Source organism: Citricoccus parietis, from assembly GCF_042433045.1.
Taxonomy (GTDB): domain Bacteria; phylum Actinomycetota; class Actinomycetes; order Actinomycetales; family Micrococcaceae; genus Citricoccus; species Citricoccus parietis.
This window is the reverse complement of sequence record NZ_JBHLWH010000001.1, coordinates 100455-115813: the sequence shown is the minus strand read 5'-3', so window position 1 is coordinate 115813 and position 15359 is coordinate 100455. Positions and strand designations below refer to the sequence as shown.

Below are 15359 nucleotides of genomic sequence, written 5' to 3'. Positions count from 1 at the left end.
CGATCAGCAGCAGGGCCGACTCGATCTCCACGCCGAACAGCAGCACCGCCAGCGGGATCAACGCCACGGACGGCACGGGGCGCATGAACTCGATGGTCGAGTTCGTGAACCGGCGCAGGAACGTGGACGAGCCGATCAGAAAGCCCAGCACGGTCGCCGCGATGCACGCGATCAGCAACCCCAGCAGCCACTGCCACATCGTGTCCCCGACGGCCTGCCAGAACGCGGTCAGACCGACGTTGCGGAACAGGTCCGCGATGGCCTCCGAGGCCGGGGGCAGGAAGGTCGGGTTCACGATCCCGGTGCGCGGCAGCACCTCCCAGATCACCAAAAAGCCCAGCAGCCCCACCAGCCCCAGGGACCTGGTCCCCCAATTGCGGCGCGGCTTGCGCGCGCCGGGGTTCGCCAGGTCCGAGCCACGGAGCAAAGCGGTTGCCTTTATCCGGGGTGGCTGGCGAACGAGGATCGGAAGAACTCCTGGACGCCCTTTGAACGAGCTGGTCATTCCGGCTACCCGTGTTGGTTGACCCACTCGAGCCATAGCGGCGGCGGGGTGTCGGCCACGCGGTGCCACTGGCCTCGGTAGAAGACCAAAGAGACCTTGTCCTGGGCGTACCCGAAGTCCACCACCTTGCCGAGAACGAGCACGTGGTCGCCCCCGTCATATTCCCGCCACGGTTCACACGAGAAGTGCGCCAGGCTGTCCTTGATGCGCGGCGAGCCATGGGAGAAGTTCCACGGGATCTCATGGCCAGCCTGGGGCTTCCCCGCGAACTGCAGAGCGGTCGTCTTCTGGTCGCCGGCCAGCACGTTGATGGTGAACGGCCTCGTCATGAGCCGCTCTGCTGCCTTGGCCGTGCGCATGAATGACACCAGCAGCAACGGTGGGTCGATGGAGACGGACGTGAAGGAATTAACCGTCGCCCCGTAATACTCGCCTTCGAATTCGTAGGTGACCACCGTCACGCCCGTCGCGAACTGGCCAAAGGTCTGGCGCAGCGCACGGGGGTCGAAGGACGGTCCTTCCTGGGCTTCGACGGATTCGACGGCGCTTTCAACGATGGCCTCACCGTCGGTCTTCTCGGTCAGAGAATCCCCGCGCTCGAATCGCTCCGTTGGAGATTCGAGAACCGTCTGTTGAGATTTGAGCGACTCGGTGCTTTCCTGCAACTTGTTCATCATGGTGTCCTTTCAGACCATCATCAGGTCGGTTTCGGTGGCGCCCATCATGAGTTCGCCATAGCCGACGTAGAGGCGGTCCCAAGAGAGGTGGTTGTGGTGGGAGGCGGCGATACCGTCGCGGTATGCCTGCTCGAGGGGGTCGCCGCGGAACAGCGACCGGGCCCCGGCGATCTCGTAGATGCTGCTCAGCGCGGCTGCCGCCAGCTGACCGGCCCAAGCGCTGTTCCGACGCCCGCGGACTCTCATCTCCAGCGTGAGGCCCTCGTCGGATTCCAAGGCGGCCTCCATTTCTCTCAGCGTGGCGCGCACAACGGTCGCGGCAGCGTCGATGTCAGAGGCGGCCTTGCCGAGCACGAGGTGTACCTCCGGTCGGCTCGACCGTTTGACCCCGGAGAGGCCGCCGATCGTATCCGCGGTCTTTCCGGTGAAGGCGTCAATGGCGCCGAGGCTGGACCCGATAACGGTGGCGATCACGCCGGTGCCGAAGACCTGGGACAGAGGCAGGCGCAGCGTCGTCGTCCCGTATTCTGCGGCCCCGGCCGAGTTGCCGTCACCGCTGTCGCCCATGTTGAGCAGTCGGTGCTGCGGGACGAAAATGTGATCGATGTGGACGTCATGGCTTCCGGTCCCGCGCAGGCCGTTCGTGTTCCAGTTGTCCAGGATGGTGACCTCAGACGTCGGAACTAGGTGCGCAATAGCCCCCCGCTCGCCGATGGCCTGCACCACGATCCAGTCGGAATGGTTCACGCCGCTGCAGAAGTCCCAGTCTCCGCTCAGGTACGCACCCCCGTCGGCAGGCTCCGTGTTGCCCCGCCACGGGCTGAATCCCGTCGCGATCGTGGGCAATTTGTCCGAGAAGAGTTCTGCATGCGCTTCCACGGGAAACATGGCGCCAAGCGCTCCGTGCACCGCCCAGTTTCCAGCCACCCAGGCGGATGAGGCGCTACCACGCGCCAGCTCGACGCACGCGTCAAACACGGCGACCGAACCGAGGTCGGTGCCCCCCAACTGGGTCGGTACCATCGCGCCGAGGATCCCCAGGTCATGGATCTCCCCGACGGTGGTGTCCGGGAGACGGCGAAGTTGGTCCGTTTCGACCGCTCGCTGACGCAGGTCAGGAACCAGCTCCCGCGCCTGCCGAACCAACTGCTCTGTAGTGGCGATCTGGGTTGTCGTCTGTGTCATGAGAAAATCCCTTCGAAAGTCTCGGCGTTATTGCCGAGCGAAGCTTCTGTGGAGATTGCGTTGTAGATGACGGATACCAGCTCAATGGTCAGAGTTCGTCTGGCGCCGGTCCGCCCGTATCGGGCGGGCCGGCGGGCGCGCTCTGCTGGGGGTGGCCCCCGAAACCACTCGATGGCTGCAGGGGGCCACGAACGGGTCAGCTCTGCTGGCCAGCGCCTACAGGCATGACCTGTTCTTCTGGTGCTGCCGGGGTGGGGAGGTTCGGTCGAACCTCCTCGGCGAGCAGCCTCATCGATTCCTCTGACTGTCCGGCATCATCCCAGTCGTGGCCGGCGACGCTGAGCACGCCGAAGCCACCGGTGTACTCGTAGAGATCTTTCACCTTCTGCGTCACCGTTTCAGGGCTTCCGACGAGCCAGATGTTGTCGATGAAGTAGTCGATGTCAATGAGGTCATCGGGCATATCCGGGTCGATCTTCACATTGATCATCTCGCCCAGCCGGCGAAACAGCGGGATGAGGTAGGTCATCCAGTCGCGCGCCAGCGCGCCCGACTTGGCCAGTTCGCGAGCCTCTGCGTCGGTGCGTGCCACGACGACCTCCCGGTTGACGCGCCACAGGCGACGATCCGGCACGATGCCGTTCTCGACTGCGGCGGCCTCATACACTTCCCACTGCTTCTTTACGGTCCAGGGGATCACGAAATTCACGCTCATGGGGATCCAGCCGTTCGCACCTGCGTACCCAAGCATGTCCGACTTCGGGCCCGATCCTGCGGCCGCGATCGGCGGATGCGGCTGGGTATACGGCTTCATGTGGTACCGAGTTCCGGTGACGTCGTCTGGTTCCGGAACGGTGAACTTGAAGAACTCCGTCTCGTAGACGCCTGGTTCGGGGTTGTTCCACAGGTTGAGGACGGCATCGAGCACGGCACGGGAACCTGCGCGCTGTTCCCTCTTGGAGAAGTCGACGTCGAACATCGCGCCGTCGGTCGGGAGCGCGCCGTTGCCGATGCCCCACATGAATCGGCCCTTGGCCAAGTGGTCGAGAAGCGCAATGCGGCTGGCGAGCTGCACCGGCTGGTGATAGCTCAACGAGGTAACACCGGTACCCAGACGGATATTCTCCGTCCGTGCTAGGGCGTTGGCGATGAACAGGTCCGGCGAGGTGAGACTTTCCCATTCGTTGGTGTAGTGCTCACCGAACCACGCTTCGTCGAAGCCCAGTCGGTCGAGGGCAACGATCTGCTGGAGGTCGCCGTCGAGCCACTTTGTGACGGGAGTGCCTGGGGGATGCATCGGCATGAGAAAGTATCCGAGGTCCATGTTTTTCTCCTTAGAACTGCGGTGTGTTGAGTATTCGGGTGATGCTGTGGGTGATGTCGGTCGGCACCTAGCCGAGGCCCAGCGAGCGTTTGCTTGGTCTGACCGGATGTGTCGGCGTCAGAATTCACCTCCTGGTGATTGTGCTCGTCGAACGGATTCTTTCCCGGGCCGATGGAGTGTCGATGTCTTCCAAGGTGTTCGGTATTGGCGTGAGCCAATCTGATCCACGACCGAGGACCTGTCCGAGTGCGGCTCGCAGTTGCCGTTCCGCATCCTCGGGATCCCTGACGGCGCACTTTTGGCGCCAAGCTACGTATCCATCCGGGCGAATCAGGAGTGCTCCGGCCTCGTCGCCGTCCCGCAGCCTTTGCCAGGTCCTGTAAAGATCCGCCTTTCCGGGAGAATCGATGACCGCCGTGCGCAGGAAGGCCAGGCCGAGCCGCCCGACTGCGGTTTCCCAGGCGGTCCCCGACAACCCGGTGACCAGGGTCATGGCACCCCCGCCGGCAAGGTCCAGGGTGGAGATCCGTCGTCCGTCTGCCCCCACCAACCAAGCATGGGGGAACTTGGCCCCCGACCGGGAGGCGGGCTGAGCAACCAGTTCTGGGTCTTCGGGCCACCCTTCGGGGTCTCCCGTTTCGGCGACGATAGCCCGCGAGGTGTACCGCTGGTTGTGCTCCACCCCGTGGGCGTTGAACTCATAGTTTTTGAGCTTCAACGCGGGTGCCAGCGCATCCCGGACCACTGCGCCTTTGGCGCTGGTGTCCTGCAGACGCGCCAGCACCTCGTTGAGGTCGCCGACGGTACTGCCGTAGATCGCTGAGCGCAACGGACCGAAATCGATCCGCGATTGGTTCGCACGTCGCACGACCTGTCGGCCAACGGGAACCCGCTCTTCGGAATAGCTCTCCAATAGTCCCGGTGCGGCCCAGCCCTTGAGGACGTACACGAGCTTCCAAGCAAGGTTGTAGGCGTCCTGCACGGAGGTGTTCGAGCCCAGGCCGCCAGACGGCGGATGCCGGTGGACCGCATCCCCTCCGCAGAACACCCTCCCGGACTGGTATTCAATGGCGTAGGAGTCGTTCACTTGCCACGTGGACGTGTGCAGGATTTCCGGTTCGAGTGACTCGTCGCCCACGACCGTGCGGATCCGCTCAACGAGCGAGGCCTCGGAGAAGTCCGGTTGCCCCAGGCTAGGGTCGACGCCCCACCCGATGATCCACTCGTCCCAGGGGTGGACGGCCCTCAGCAGGCCCATGCCGATTTCTCCATGGCCGGCGGTCTTGGTCAGGATCCAGTACAGGATGCTGGGCCGGTGCTCGACGTGGGTGCGGAGGTCGGCTCGGAACTGCACATAAGCGGTCGTCGCCCGTCCGGATGCTCCCTCATAGGCCAATCCGATGTCCTCGGCGATCTGCGATCGGGCTCCGTCCGCACCGATCAGGTACCGACACCGAACCTCGCTCTCGACCCCGGTGACCCGGTCGAGCACCCGGACCGTCACACCGTCGCTGTCCTGCTCGTGGCCCAGGTACTCGGTACTGAAGCGCACGTGGGCGCCCCGTCCGGCTGCATGGCGAAGCAGAACGGCCTCAAGTTGCGGTTGCGGAACGTCAGCCATCGGACACGGACTGGCCTTGACGTAGTTGCCGTGCTCGTCTTCACCGGTTCCCCACGCCCGGATCCGGGCGATCTCCGGCCCCGCAAGGCTCGTCGTGAACAGGGTGTCCCCCATCAGATGCCAGTCTGATCCGTGGCGCAGGATATCCTGCTCCACTCCGAGATCTCGAAAGACCTCCATGGCCCGCTGGTTGGTGATGTGCGCTCTCGGTGTGTTGGACAGCCACGGATACCGCGTGATCACCTGCGTCTCCACCCCGTAGGTCGCCAGTGCCAGCGCCGCGGTTAGACCGGTGGGGCCGGTTCCGACGATGAAGACGTCAGTGTCGTATTGCATCGTTCAGCCCTGCACCACGGTATTGCTCAGCACACCGATGTCCGAGACGGCCACCTCGACTAGATCCCCTGCGGAGAGCAGACTCTGCGGATCCCTGTAGAACCCGACCCCGCCCGGGGTGCCGGTGACGATCACGTCGCCGGGCGACAGCGGAGTGAAGGTACTGACGTGGGCGATGATCTCCGGGATGGTGAACGTCAAATCGGCGATGCTCGCCGATTGGCGGACCTCGCCGTTGACGGAAGTTTCGAGCCGCAGCAATGCAATGTCACCCAGGTCGCCCGGCGGGACTAGATAGGGGCCGAAGGCACCGGTCGACGGGAAATTCTTCCCCGGCGTCCACTGCGAGGTGGCCCGTTGCCAGTCCCGGACGCTGAAGTCGTTGTAGACGGAGTAACCGGCGATGAAGTCAAAAGCGTCTGCCTGGTCTACCCGGTACGCCGGCTTGGAGATGACTAAGGCGAGTTCGCCTTCGTAGTCGAACAGCGAGTTAGCCAGGGGCCGCACTGCCGGTTGCAGGTGCCCCATCTGTGAATCGGCGAACCGCGTGAACACCGTGGGCGCCGGAACCCGGTCCCGTCCCGTTTCGGCTTGGTGGGAGGTGTAGTTCATGCCGATGCACAGGATCTTGCCGGGGTCGGGGATCGGTGGCAGAAAGGTGACATCAGAGGCAGACACACGTGGCGCGTCCTGCCACGCCAATTCCGGATTGGCATAAGTGCTGTTGACGATGGCGCCCCGGAGGCTCTGGGCCAGGTTGAGTCCGCTGGGACCGAGATCGAACAGTTCATCGTCTTGGGCGACTCCCCAGGTCGGGCCGGTACCGGCAACTTCAAAACTTGAGTACTTCATCCTTAGATTCCCCTCGTCTTATTCGTCATGTTGAATCGGTCCAGTGGTGCGGGGAAGAGTCCGTGCGTGCGGAAGTCCTCTCCCCGGTAAACACCCCAGCGGTTGAACCAGGTACGGTCGTCGGAGTCCCATTCGATCGGAGGACGCAGATCGTCGTAGATCTGTTCCATGTCCGTGTAGAGCTCGACCACTGCACCAGAGGGCTCGACGTAGTATGCGGCCATGTTGTGGCCGGCCCCGTGACGCACTGGCCCCCAGATGAGGCGACGGCCAACGTTGAAGAGGCGGTCGCCGAGCTTGCCGAGGTCGGCAATACTCTCGGTCTGCCAGGCATGGTGATGCAGCGTTCCTCGGCCGGCGATCAAGGCGATGCCGTGGTGGTCGGGATTGCACCTCAGGAAGTACGCGTAGTCGTCCCCGATGACATCGGACAGTTTGAAGTCCAACACCTCCATCAGGAAGGTCTTCATGGCGGTGGCGTCTTGCGGGTGGAGATTGATGTGCCCATAGCGGTCCGGACCGAAGGCCGGCGCTTGCACATCGGTGGGGCGTTCCATCGTCCGGTAGATCGCGAAGACGAAGTTCTCCGGCCCGACGAACGCAAAGCCGTCGGACGCACCGTCGACCAGCGGCTCGTCACTGACGATCCGATACCCTGCCGCGTCTACCCGATCGCGAAGTTCCGACAGGGCGTCAGCGTCACGTGCAACCAAGCCGAAGTGGTCGACCGCGTCGATGTCAGAGGCGGTGTAGACCATTTCGTGATGGGTTCCGGAAGCGGAAAGGTACGCCCGCGATGCATCGTGGGAGATCACTCCCAGCCCGAGCATGCTGGTCGCCACCTCGACGGACTCGTCCAGTTTCGTCGTCAGGAGCGCGATGTAGCCCATCTCTCGGATCAGACCCGCGCTCACAGCGTGGCCTCCGTCAGAGCCAGGGCCTTAGCCGTCGCATTGAAGACTGCTCCGCGAAGGGTGTCGATGGTGCGGCCCGGATCCCGGGGCTCGCTCGATCCGCTCCACGCGATGTACCCGTCGGGCCGTACGAGCACGAGTGGTACGTCGTAATATGGGCCCGCCTGCTTTTCGCTGAGATCCACGACCTCAAGGGGCATCCCAGAAGCAGCCGCCGCAGAGATGATTCCCTCGGCGTTCGGGGCATCTCCGATCCGCAGCAACACGTGGGACCGACCGAACAAGTCGAGCGTGGAGCGCCCCTCCTCGATCCACCAGTGGGGGGCGCGGAAGCCCGCGCTGGTTGTCGGAGTGTAGTCCTGGGGGTCGAAGGTGGGGTAGACACCGGGCTCATTGCAGACGATGGACGACCAGGGGTATCCGTAGCCGATGTGGATACCCAGCGGCCGCCACGCCTTGAGACTGTCCTGCACCAGGCGCTCACCGATCATCCGACGTTGCTCGGCTCCCTCAGGGGAATCGGTACGGATCGCGGTGCTGGCCGTGTCGTCCACCAACCGGTGGTAGTCCCGAACAGATTCGGCGAGGGTCAACTGGGCGATCGGACGTCGCTCGGACGAATAAGTTTCCAGCAGTTGGGGCCCGGCCCAGCCTTGCAGGCTGGCCTCGAGCTTCCAGCTCAGGTTTATCACGTCGGCGATACCGGTGTTCATCCCGAAGCCGCCGTTCGGCGGGCTGCAATGTGCGGAATCCCCGGCAAGGAAGACCCGGCCTCCACCAAAACTCGCGGCCATCGCCGCGCGGCGCTTCCACCGCCCCTGGCGAATGATCTCATATTCGAGGTCGTGTCCAATGGCACGGCGAATGGCCGCATGCGGGTCAAGATGGTCCGCCTGGTCGCGGTCCACGGCATAAACGGACAAGCGCCAGCGCCGCGTGCCGTCCACCGCGACAATGGTTCCCCACGTGCCGCCTTCGTCAACCAATGTATAGCGCACGGCCGGTCCCTTGTCGTGCTCGGCGAAAAGATCGTGGGCGAGGAACTCCAGATCTACCGAGTAGTCGACGGTGCGCTCCTCCACGGGGATTCCGAGGGCCACCTGAACGGAGCCGCCGAAGCCCTCGCAGCCGATGAGATAGTCGGCGTCTACCGTGATTTCGCGGCCCGTCTCGAGGTCGGTGACGTTCGCACGTACCCCGTCCGCAGAGACATCGAAGGCACCAAACTCGTGCCTGCGGAGCACGGTCACGCTATCGAAAGACCGGGCGCGGTCCTCGATGATCGGTTCGAGCCAGGGCTGGGGGCAGTGTGTCTGGAACTCGGGGCTGAACTCCGTGAAACCAGGTGATCCGGGCTGCCCCATGGGTGCCCCCGGCGCCCGGCCTAGCTCGTAACCGTCCAGGCTGGTCAGGAACACGTTGTCCAGTGGATAGTCGAGCGGGAAACCCCAATTCCACATGCTCTCCGCCATGCCCAGTTGTCGGGCAAATTCGAGGGTGCGCACGCTGATCTGCATCACCTTCGCTTGGTCACTTCCCTTGGCACTGCGCTCGACCACTAGGGTGGGAATATTACGTCGCCCCAGGTCGGCAGCGAGAAACATGCCCACTGGGCCACCTCCTGCGATGAGCACTCGCGGCGAGGGTACGGAAATCGAATCGGTCATGGTGTGTCCTTCTGTCACAGGAATCGGTTGGTCGTCCAAAAGGCGCGGATGATCTCCGTCGTCTCGTCCGGCAGATCGACATTTGGTGAATGGCGGTGGTCGATCTCCACCACCTGAGCATGGGGGTGGGCCTCGGCCACATGAGTGGCCCACTCCTTCTCCAGGAGTTCGTCACGGGTACATCGGACTAGCAGTGTTGGTGTCAGGCATCCTTGGAGCTGTTCGGGCCAGGGGTCGTCGACGCGGACCCGGAGACGGTCCGGAACGAGCCCGGTCGGCGCCCGCACCGCTCGGACATGGCCCGGCTGAGATGCCCAGTGCAACCGCGAGTCGAGCATCTCCTCGAAGTGGGGCGTCCGATCGATCAGCAGCCCTGTTACGCGTGCCAGGTCCTCCCGTGTCCCGTCCCACTCGGAGAGTTCACGTATCGCCGTCTCGGTTCGCCACGGCCCACCCGATCCGGCGATGCTGACGGCGGAGCGGATGGGAAACGCACCCGGAGCGACCAATGCGCGCAGAGCCACTGCACCGCCGAAGGAGTTGCCGACCACGTCGATGGGGTCCGTCAGACCAAGCGTGGTCAGAAGTGCCGTGAGGTGCTTGATACGGAACGAGTGTGACGACCTGTCTAGGAAGACGGCCTTGTCCGCATCGCCGTATCCGAGCATGTCGGGAGCGACGACGTACCGGTCTTGGGCCAGGAGCGGGATCATCCGGGACCACGTGACGTCCGCGCTGGCCCCCCAGGCTCCGTCATGCAGCAGAAGGACGGCAGGTGCATTGCGGTCCCCGGCTTCCAGCACCCGCGTCTGGAAGCCGCTGGCTTCGACGGTCCGCTCCGTGATGGCCGCCCCCGCACGGGCTGGTGTCTCAGGTAGTGGTGGGTAGCTGGTCACGGCGCATCCGTCCATTCAAGAGCGTCGGCGTGAGACGCGTGCGTTCCCACCCAGTACTCGAGGGTTGTCAGCGGCCAGTTCTGTGAATTTCGACCGAAGGCGTTCTTGTACCAGCTGTTCACGTCGGAGGCTCCGACGGCCAGCTGCTTGCTTGCGGCATCGATCATGGCGTTGTACTCCCAGTAGTGCTCTTCATTCACTTCAACGAACAGCTTGTCTGTTCGTAGCAGGGTCTCGATGCGGTTCATCGCGAACTCCACGGCCCCCTCGGCGAACAGCACAGTGCTCCCATTCACGTTCAGGTTGGTGTTCGGGCCGTAGAGGCAGAACAGGTTGGGAAAATCTGGAACCATCGAGCCGTAGTACGCCCGCGCGTCCCCTTGCCAGACGTCCTGCAGCGTCGTTCCATCTCGTACGGACAGGGACATGGTGGACAGGAAATCCGAGGCCCGGAAGCCGGTTCCATACACGATGACGTCAACCTCATGGTCCACGCCGTCGGCGGTGGTGATTCCCGTGGCCCCGAGGCGGGAAATGGGCGACGAGGTGAGGTTGACGTTCTTGCGCTTCAGTGCGGAAGTCCAGGTGCCGTCGTCGCGGACCGTTCGCTTGGCGTACGGCGGGTACTGGGGGATGAGTTGCTCGAGAAGATCGGGCCGATCGGCGAAGGACTCCTCGAGAAACTCCGTCAGGCCCCGGCGCATCCCCTCATTCGCTTCGGATACCGAGATCGGATGATCCCATGCCGGATCAACTTGTGCCAGATGGCGGATGCCGTCGACGTTCACCCACGACTCGTTGAACCTGTACCAGCGGTAGTAGTGCGGCAGGGTCCGGAAGAGCAGATGCTGCCCCTCGGTGATGGGCGCGTTGTAGTCCGGTGTAGGGATGACCCAAGCAGGTGTTCGCTGGAATACGGTGAGGTGGCTTGCTACCTCCGCAACCTGGGGGATCACCTGAAAGGCACTGGCGCCTGTGCCGACGACGGCGACGCGTTTACCGCGAATATCGACATCATGGTTCCATTGCGCCGTGTGCCAGGCGTCCCCGTCGAAGGACTCAACACCCGGGAGTATCGGCACGTTGGGTTCGTTGAGCTGGCCGACTGCACTGATCAGTACATTGCAGGTTTCGACCCATTCCCTACCGGACCGTGAACGCAGTCGCAGTGACCACAGACCCGACGCACGATCGAATTCCCCAGCGACGACAGTTGTGCCGAAGGAAATGTTCTGCGGCAGGTCGAACTCATGGGCGACATCGCGGAAGTAGCCCAGGATCTCCTCTTGGCTGGAATACCGGTCGGCCCACAAGCCGTGCTGGGCGAAGGAATAGCTGTAGGTAAAGTTGCTCGTATCCAGTTTGGCTCCTGGATAGTTGTTGTCGAGCCAGACGCCCCCTACATCATCGTTCCGCTCGATGACAGTGAACGGGATGCCTGCTTGCTGCAGCCGGCGGGCGGCGGCCAGTCCGGACATGCCGGCTCCGACGACAATGACCGAGAAGTCCCGCTTCGGGGCGAGCTCTGCTTTGCTCCAAGCTGGGGCTCCGGTGTCAACCGGAAGACCGAGCTCGTGCAATAGCAGCGGCACGTAGTCGTCTTCGACAGGGCCCGTGGTGAACTCCATGATGCGCTTGAGTTCGTCCGTCGTTCGGCTCGGCAATTCATCACCGAAACGGCCCCGGTATTCCACGATGGTCTTAGTCGCCAGCTGTCGAGCCTCCGCCGCGGCCTCGGGAGTAAGGCCCCCCGACCGGTCCAGGACCAATGTCAGAGAATGCGAGCTTGGAGCCAGCTCCGGACGAAGCAACCCCATGTCCCCGGTGAGGTAGGCGAGTGTCGTGAGCAGCGAGGGAAGGTGGGCGTCGGCGACCGCTGACTCGATCCTCTCGACGCTCATCTCGGAGAGGTCGACCGTTGCCGGTGGTGAAGTGTTCTTCACGATGTTGGCTCCTGTTGTCTGATTTCCACGGTTGGTTGTGGTTTCTACTGATCAGTGAGTTCGTCGAGATTCGGCAACTCGTCAACAACCCCGTACTGGACCATCAGGTCGGCGTATGCCTGTAGCCCGTCCATGCTCAACTCGGCCGAGACGCCTTCGAGGGGGAGGTCGGCGGCAAGCTCGGGGTCCATGCCAATGAAGTCGGGGATCTCGGCCCGCACCAGGTCGGGATTCTCCTGCGCATAGTCGAGGGCTTCCGACCATGCTGCACGGAAGCTGTCCACGAGTTCCGGGTTCTCCTCGACAAACGCGTCGCTGGAGAAGGTGACGAGGATCGTATCTCCAGTGCCTGACTCCTTCTGGCTCTCCAGGACCACCTCTCCACCGTTCTCCAGCACGGCACCCATAAAGGGCTGGCCGACGCAGATGGCGTCAACGGTGCCGCTCTCCAGCTGGCCGGGCATATCCGGGAACGCCAGCTCAATGAAGTTGACGCCGTTGGGATCCCCACCGTCGAGACGAACCGACTCGCGAATGCCCAGTTCCAGCGCTCCCTGGAGGCTATTGACCGCGACCGTCTTGCCGACGAGGTCCTTCGCTGATTGGATTCCCTCATCAGGCATCGCGACCACCGCCGAGGTGTCGTTGTTCGCCGGACCGTCTTTGCCGTAGCCGGCGATGATGGTGACGTCGAGTCCCTTGGAAAATGCTTGCATCACTGAAACGGGGTTTCCGACCGCCACGTCGATGGAGCGGGTCATGACCGCCGGGAGTAGCTCTGCACCGCCCTGGCTCATCGATGTCTGGACATCAAGACCGTGCTTTTCAAAGATTCCCTCATCCTTCGCGACCTCGAGGCCCGCGAAGGTCGCCCCTGGAAAGATGCCGAGGGTGATCGATGCAAGACCGGCCTGTCCTTGCTGCGACTCGCCCTCTCCAGAGGTGCCGCTGCCGGTTGAGGGCTCGGAACCACTGGCACAACCGGCCAAAAGACCGACCAGGACGAGACCGGAAGTAGCGAATGCACGAGTTCGGCGTCGCATGGTGCTCCTCTTCATCGCGGGGTAGGTCTTACTTGACCCAGAGACGGTTCGTAGTCCCAAGATCCACAATAGTGACCAGACTCACTTAGTCAACCCATAATTTATTTTGACCCGTGAAATGCATTCGCGTGGTTTAATGGCGCTATGACCTCAACAAAGATCCGCATGAATGGCGGCAAGACGCACGAGGTGATCCGGGCAGAGATCATCAGCGGCCAGTGGGTACCGGGTGAGCGCATACAGCCAGCCGTGTTGGCTGAGCGCTATGGCGTGAGCACGACGAGGATTCGTGAGGCGCTGACGCGTCTTGCGGGCGAGGGCTTCGCCACGATGGAGCCGAACAAAGGCTTCTTTGCTCCGGTACTTTCGTTGGAAGAGCTCAGGGACCAAACGGAACTTCGGTGCAGGGCAGAGGAACTCGGCATCGAACTCGCGTTGGCCCGGGGTGACCTTGCCTGGGAGTCACAGTTGACAGCTATCCACCATCAGTTGTCGCGGACTCCCCGTCGTGGACCCCATGACCCTTTGCACGTGGCCGACGACTGGGAGGGCGTTCACCAGGAGTTTCACCGGACGCTTCTCGAACCCTGCAAGGTGCCCGCCCTCCTCGAGCTGTCACGTCGCCTCAGCGATTCGACCCAGCTCTACCGACGATGGGCGGCCCCGACGACGGCCGCCAGCGAGCGGAATGTGGAAGCCGAGCACCAGGCGATACTCGACGCGGCACTTGCTCGCGACGCCAAGCTGGCCGCTGACCTCCTTCGAAGTCACTATGAGAGGACCATGGACGTCGTCCTTCGCTCGGGTCTGGCGGAGACGGCCACCCTGCCGCAAGTTTGACCTGGCCTCAGGAGCCTGAACACTGTTCCGATCGAGAATGCCACCACCGTAGTCCTGTGGTTTTGTGACAGTTGCTGCGATTTTCGACCGCAATTGATCCGACTGGATTGCTGACGGTGCAACCAGGTGTGGTGAGCGTTCGTCCTTGCCTGGCCGCCGGAATAGACGATGCCGTGGCGCAGCAGCAGCTTGCTCCCGTTGTTGGCGGACGTTGTTGACACGGTCGCTGACCACGCGTGGTATCAGATGCGGTTCGGGCATGGAGTCCAGCAGTGCGCGGACATCTGGCGGTCCAAGTCCAAGAACGTCGCCGAGGACTGCCACGAGAACCCTGAGGGCTGGGCCTGCGGCAACCCCTTCGTTGAAGAATGACCATCGAAAACTGATCCCCGGCGGTTGACCACCCGACGAGGTACTGCGGCAGACTGAAGCCATGTGTGGACGGTATGTGATGGCCAGGGCCGTCGGTGACCTGGTGGCGGACTCGGGTGCGGACCTCGACGAGGAACTGGTGCTGCCGCCGAGCTGGAATGTGGCGCCCACCGATGATGTGGCCGTGGTGCTGGAACGTGCCGTGCCGACGTCGGGCTCCGAGGCCGGAACGCGCCGGGAGATCCACGTGGCCCGGTGGGGTTTGGTCCCGCCGTGGGCCACGGACCTGTCCGTCGGTTCGAGGGCGTTCAACGCGCGGTCTGAGACCGTCACGGAGAAGCCGACGTTCCGCTCCGCGGTGAAGGCCCGCCGCTGTGCGGTCCCCGTGGACGGTTACTACGAATGGCTCAAACCGGACACGGGCGCTCCTAGGTCTGCGAAGAAGCGTCCCTTCTACGTCCACTCCGCAGACGGCTCGCCGACCTACTTCGCGGGACTCTATGAGTGGTGGAAGGACGAATCCGTGCCGGAGGGTGACCCGGGGCGGTGGCTGCTGAGCTGCACCATCCTCACGGGGCCCTCGCCCGATGCCGCTGACCTCGAATCTGCCCGGTGGGACGGTGTGAACCAGGTGGGGCTCGACACGCTCGAGCAGCTGGGTGGACTGCACGACCGGCTCCCGCTGCCCCTGGACCGGGACACCCTGGACGCCTGGTTGGATCCCGTGAAGCTCCCGTCCGCGGAGGCGGCCGAGGCTCTGGTGGCTCAGGTGCGGGAACAGGCCTATCGGACCGCGTCCGCCTGGACTCTGGATGAGGTGGGCACTGCTGTCGGCAACGTCCGCAACAACGGTCCGGAGCTCATCGAACCCCTGGAGTCCCTCCTCTGACGGCTGGGGTTTCCCAGCTCTAGCCAGCCTCCGTTCCACATCCATGGGGCCACGTCAGCCCCGGATTCGTGCACCGATCCTGCCCCGGGTCCCTATCGTGTCCAGGCCCTGCCCTAGCCTCATTCTTGGTGTTAGAACACGTGTTCGAATACCATGGTGGGGTGCGGCCGGGACTTCCCGTCGGCCGTTTCACTTCCCACCGCCCCACCGGACAGCCCCGGCTTCGGGCCCGCCGTTCCTTCCCAGACGGCAGGGCACGACGCCGGCCCGGGCTGCTCCCGGACGAACCCGCCGG

At 63.5% G+C, this 15359-nt stretch carries 14 protein-coding genes; 3 read left to right on the top strand and 11 right to left on the bottom strand.

Annotated features, from left to right (window positions below; translation table 11 throughout):
- The 11 genes from ACFFIO_RS00520 to ACFFIO_RS00470 form a co-directional block, all read right to left on the bottom strand.
- Window positions 1-427, bottom strand: a 427-nt coding sequence (locus ACFFIO_RS00520; protein ID WP_378039775.1) for an ABC transporter permease, incomplete at its 3' end; no start/stop codon positions are given.
- A gap of 83 nt (window positions 428-510) precedes the next feature.
- Window positions 511-1182 (bottom strand): flavin reductase family protein, encoded by a 672-nt coding sequence (locus ACFFIO_RS00515; protein ID WP_378039774.1) that lies wholly within the window; start codon window positions 1180-1182, stop codon window positions 511-513.
- A gap of 9 nt (window positions 1183-1191) precedes the next feature.
- Window positions 1192-2367, bottom strand: coding sequence for an acyl-CoA dehydrogenase family protein (locus tag ACFFIO_RS00510; protein WP_378039772.1), 1176 nt, complete (start codon window positions 2365-2367; stop codon window positions 1192-1194).
- Between the two features lie 196 nt (window positions 2368-2563).
- Window positions 2564-3691, bottom strand: coding sequence for an LLM class flavin-dependent oxidoreductase (locus ACFFIO_RS00505; RefSeq protein WP_378039771.1), 1128 nt, complete (start codon window positions 3689-3691; stop codon window positions 2564-2566).
- Window positions 3692-3815: 124 nt separating this feature from the next.
- On the bottom strand, window positions 3816-5648 hold the full coding sequence (locus ACFFIO_RS00500) for an FAD-dependent oxidoreductase (protein ID WP_378039770.1): 1833 nt from the start codon (window positions 5646-5648) through the stop codon (window positions 3816-3818).
- Window positions 5649-5651: 3 nt separating this feature from the next.
- Window positions 5652-6500, bottom strand: coding sequence for a fumarylacetoacetate hydrolase family protein (locus ACFFIO_RS00495; protein ID WP_378039769.1), 849 nt, complete (start codon window positions 6498-6500; stop codon window positions 5652-5654).
- A gap of 2 nt (window positions 6501-6502) precedes the next feature.
- Window positions 6503-7390, bottom strand: coding sequence for a VOC family protein (locus tag ACFFIO_RS00490; RefSeq protein ID WP_378039768.1), 888 nt, complete (start codon window positions 7388-7390; stop codon window positions 6503-6505).
- A 20-nt stretch (window positions 7391-7410) separates the two neighbouring features.
- Window positions 7411-9081 carry an FAD-dependent monooxygenase gene (locus ACFFIO_RS00485; protein ID WP_378039767.1) on the bottom strand — a complete coding sequence of 557 codons (1671 nt, stop codon included), beginning with the start codon at window positions 9079-9081 and terminating at the stop codon, window positions 7411-7413.
- A gap of 14 nt (window positions 9082-9095) precedes the next feature.
- The gene (locus ACFFIO_RS00480; protein ID WP_378039766.1) at window positions 9096-9977 is read right to left on the bottom strand and encodes an alpha/beta fold hydrolase; all 882 of its coding nucleotides are present in this window, start codon (window positions 9975-9977) and stop codon (window positions 9096-9098) included.
- Window positions 9974-11920, bottom strand: coding sequence for a flavin-containing monooxygenase (locus ACFFIO_RS00475; protein WP_378039765.1), 1947 nt, complete (start codon window positions 11918-11920; stop codon window positions 9974-9976). The genes ACFFIO_RS00480 and ACFFIO_RS00475 overlap by 4 nt, the downstream gene beginning before the upstream one ends.
- Window positions 11921-11964: 44 nt before the next feature.
- On the bottom strand, window positions 11965-12963 hold the full coding sequence (locus ACFFIO_RS00470; RefSeq protein WP_378039764.1) for an ABC transporter substrate-binding protein: 999 nt from the start codon (window positions 12961-12963) through the stop codon (window positions 11965-11967).
- Window positions 12964-13107: 144 nt separating this feature from the next.
- Here ACFFIO_RS00470 and ACFFIO_RS00465 point away from each other — a divergent pair, with 144 nt between their 5' ends.
- The 3 genes from ACFFIO_RS00465 to ACFFIO_RS00455 all read left to right on the top strand — a co-directional run bounded on the left by ACFFIO_RS00465 (window position 13108) and on the right by ACFFIO_RS00455 (window position 15064).
- Entirely contained in the window at window positions 13108-13803 is a 696-nt protein-coding gene (locus ACFFIO_RS00465; RefSeq protein ID WP_378039763.1) for a GntR family transcriptional regulator, read from the top strand.
- Between the two features lie 201 nt (window positions 13804-14004).
- Window positions 14005-14175 (top strand): hypothetical protein, encoded by a 171-nt coding sequence (locus ACFFIO_RS00460; RefSeq protein ID WP_378039762.1) that lies wholly within the window; start codon window positions 14005-14007, stop codon window positions 14173-14175.
- A 61-nt stretch (window positions 14176-14236) separates the two neighbouring features.
- The gene (locus ACFFIO_RS00455; RefSeq protein WP_378039761.1) at window positions 14237-15064 is read left to right on the top strand and encodes an SOS response-associated peptidase; all 828 of its coding nucleotides are present in this window, start codon (window positions 14237-14239) and stop codon (window positions 15062-15064) included.
- Window positions 15065-15359: the final 295 nt, after the last annotated feature.

Bases quoted from the DNA above. Each gene is read 5' to 3' on its own strand.
- ACFFIO_RS00515 (WP_378039774.1), bottom strand. From the start codon at position 1,182: ATGATGAACAAGTTGCAGGAAAGCACCGAGTCGCTCAAATCTCAACAG.
- ACFFIO_RS00510 (WP_378039772.1), bottom strand. From the start codon at position 2,367: ATGACACAGACGACAACCCAGATCGCCACTACAGAGCAGTTGGTTCGG.
- ACFFIO_RS00505 (WP_378039771.1), bottom strand. From the start codon at position 3,691: ATGGACCTCGGATACTTTCTCATGCCGATGCATCCCCCAGGCACTCCC.
- ACFFIO_RS00500 (WP_378039770.1), bottom strand. From the start codon at position 5,648: ATGCAATACGACACTGACGTCTTCATCGTCGGAACCGGCCCCACCGGT.
- ACFFIO_RS00495 (WP_378039769.1), bottom strand. From the start codon at position 6,500: ATGAAGTACTCAAGTTTTGAAGTTGCCGGTACCGGCCCGACCTGGGGA.
- ACFFIO_RS00490 (WP_378039768.1), bottom strand. From the start codon at position 7,390: ATGGGCTACATCGCGCTCCTGACGACGAAACTGGACGAGTCCGTCGAG.
- ACFFIO_RS00485 (WP_378039767.1), bottom strand. From the start codon at position 9,081: ATGACCGATTCGATTTCCGTACCCTCGCCGCGAGTGCTCATCGCAGGA.
- ACFFIO_RS00470 (WP_378039764.1), bottom strand. From the start codon at position 12,963: ATGCGACGCCGAACTCGTGCATTCGCTACTTCCGGTCTCGTCCTGGTC.
- ACFFIO_RS00465 (WP_378039763.1), top strand. From the start codon at position 13,108: ATGACCTCAACAAAGATCCGCATGAATGGCGGCAAGACGCACGAGGTG.
- ACFFIO_RS00455 (WP_378039761.1), top strand. From the start codon at position 14,237: ATGTGTGGACGGTATGTGATGGCCAGGGCCGTCGGTGACCTGGTGGCG.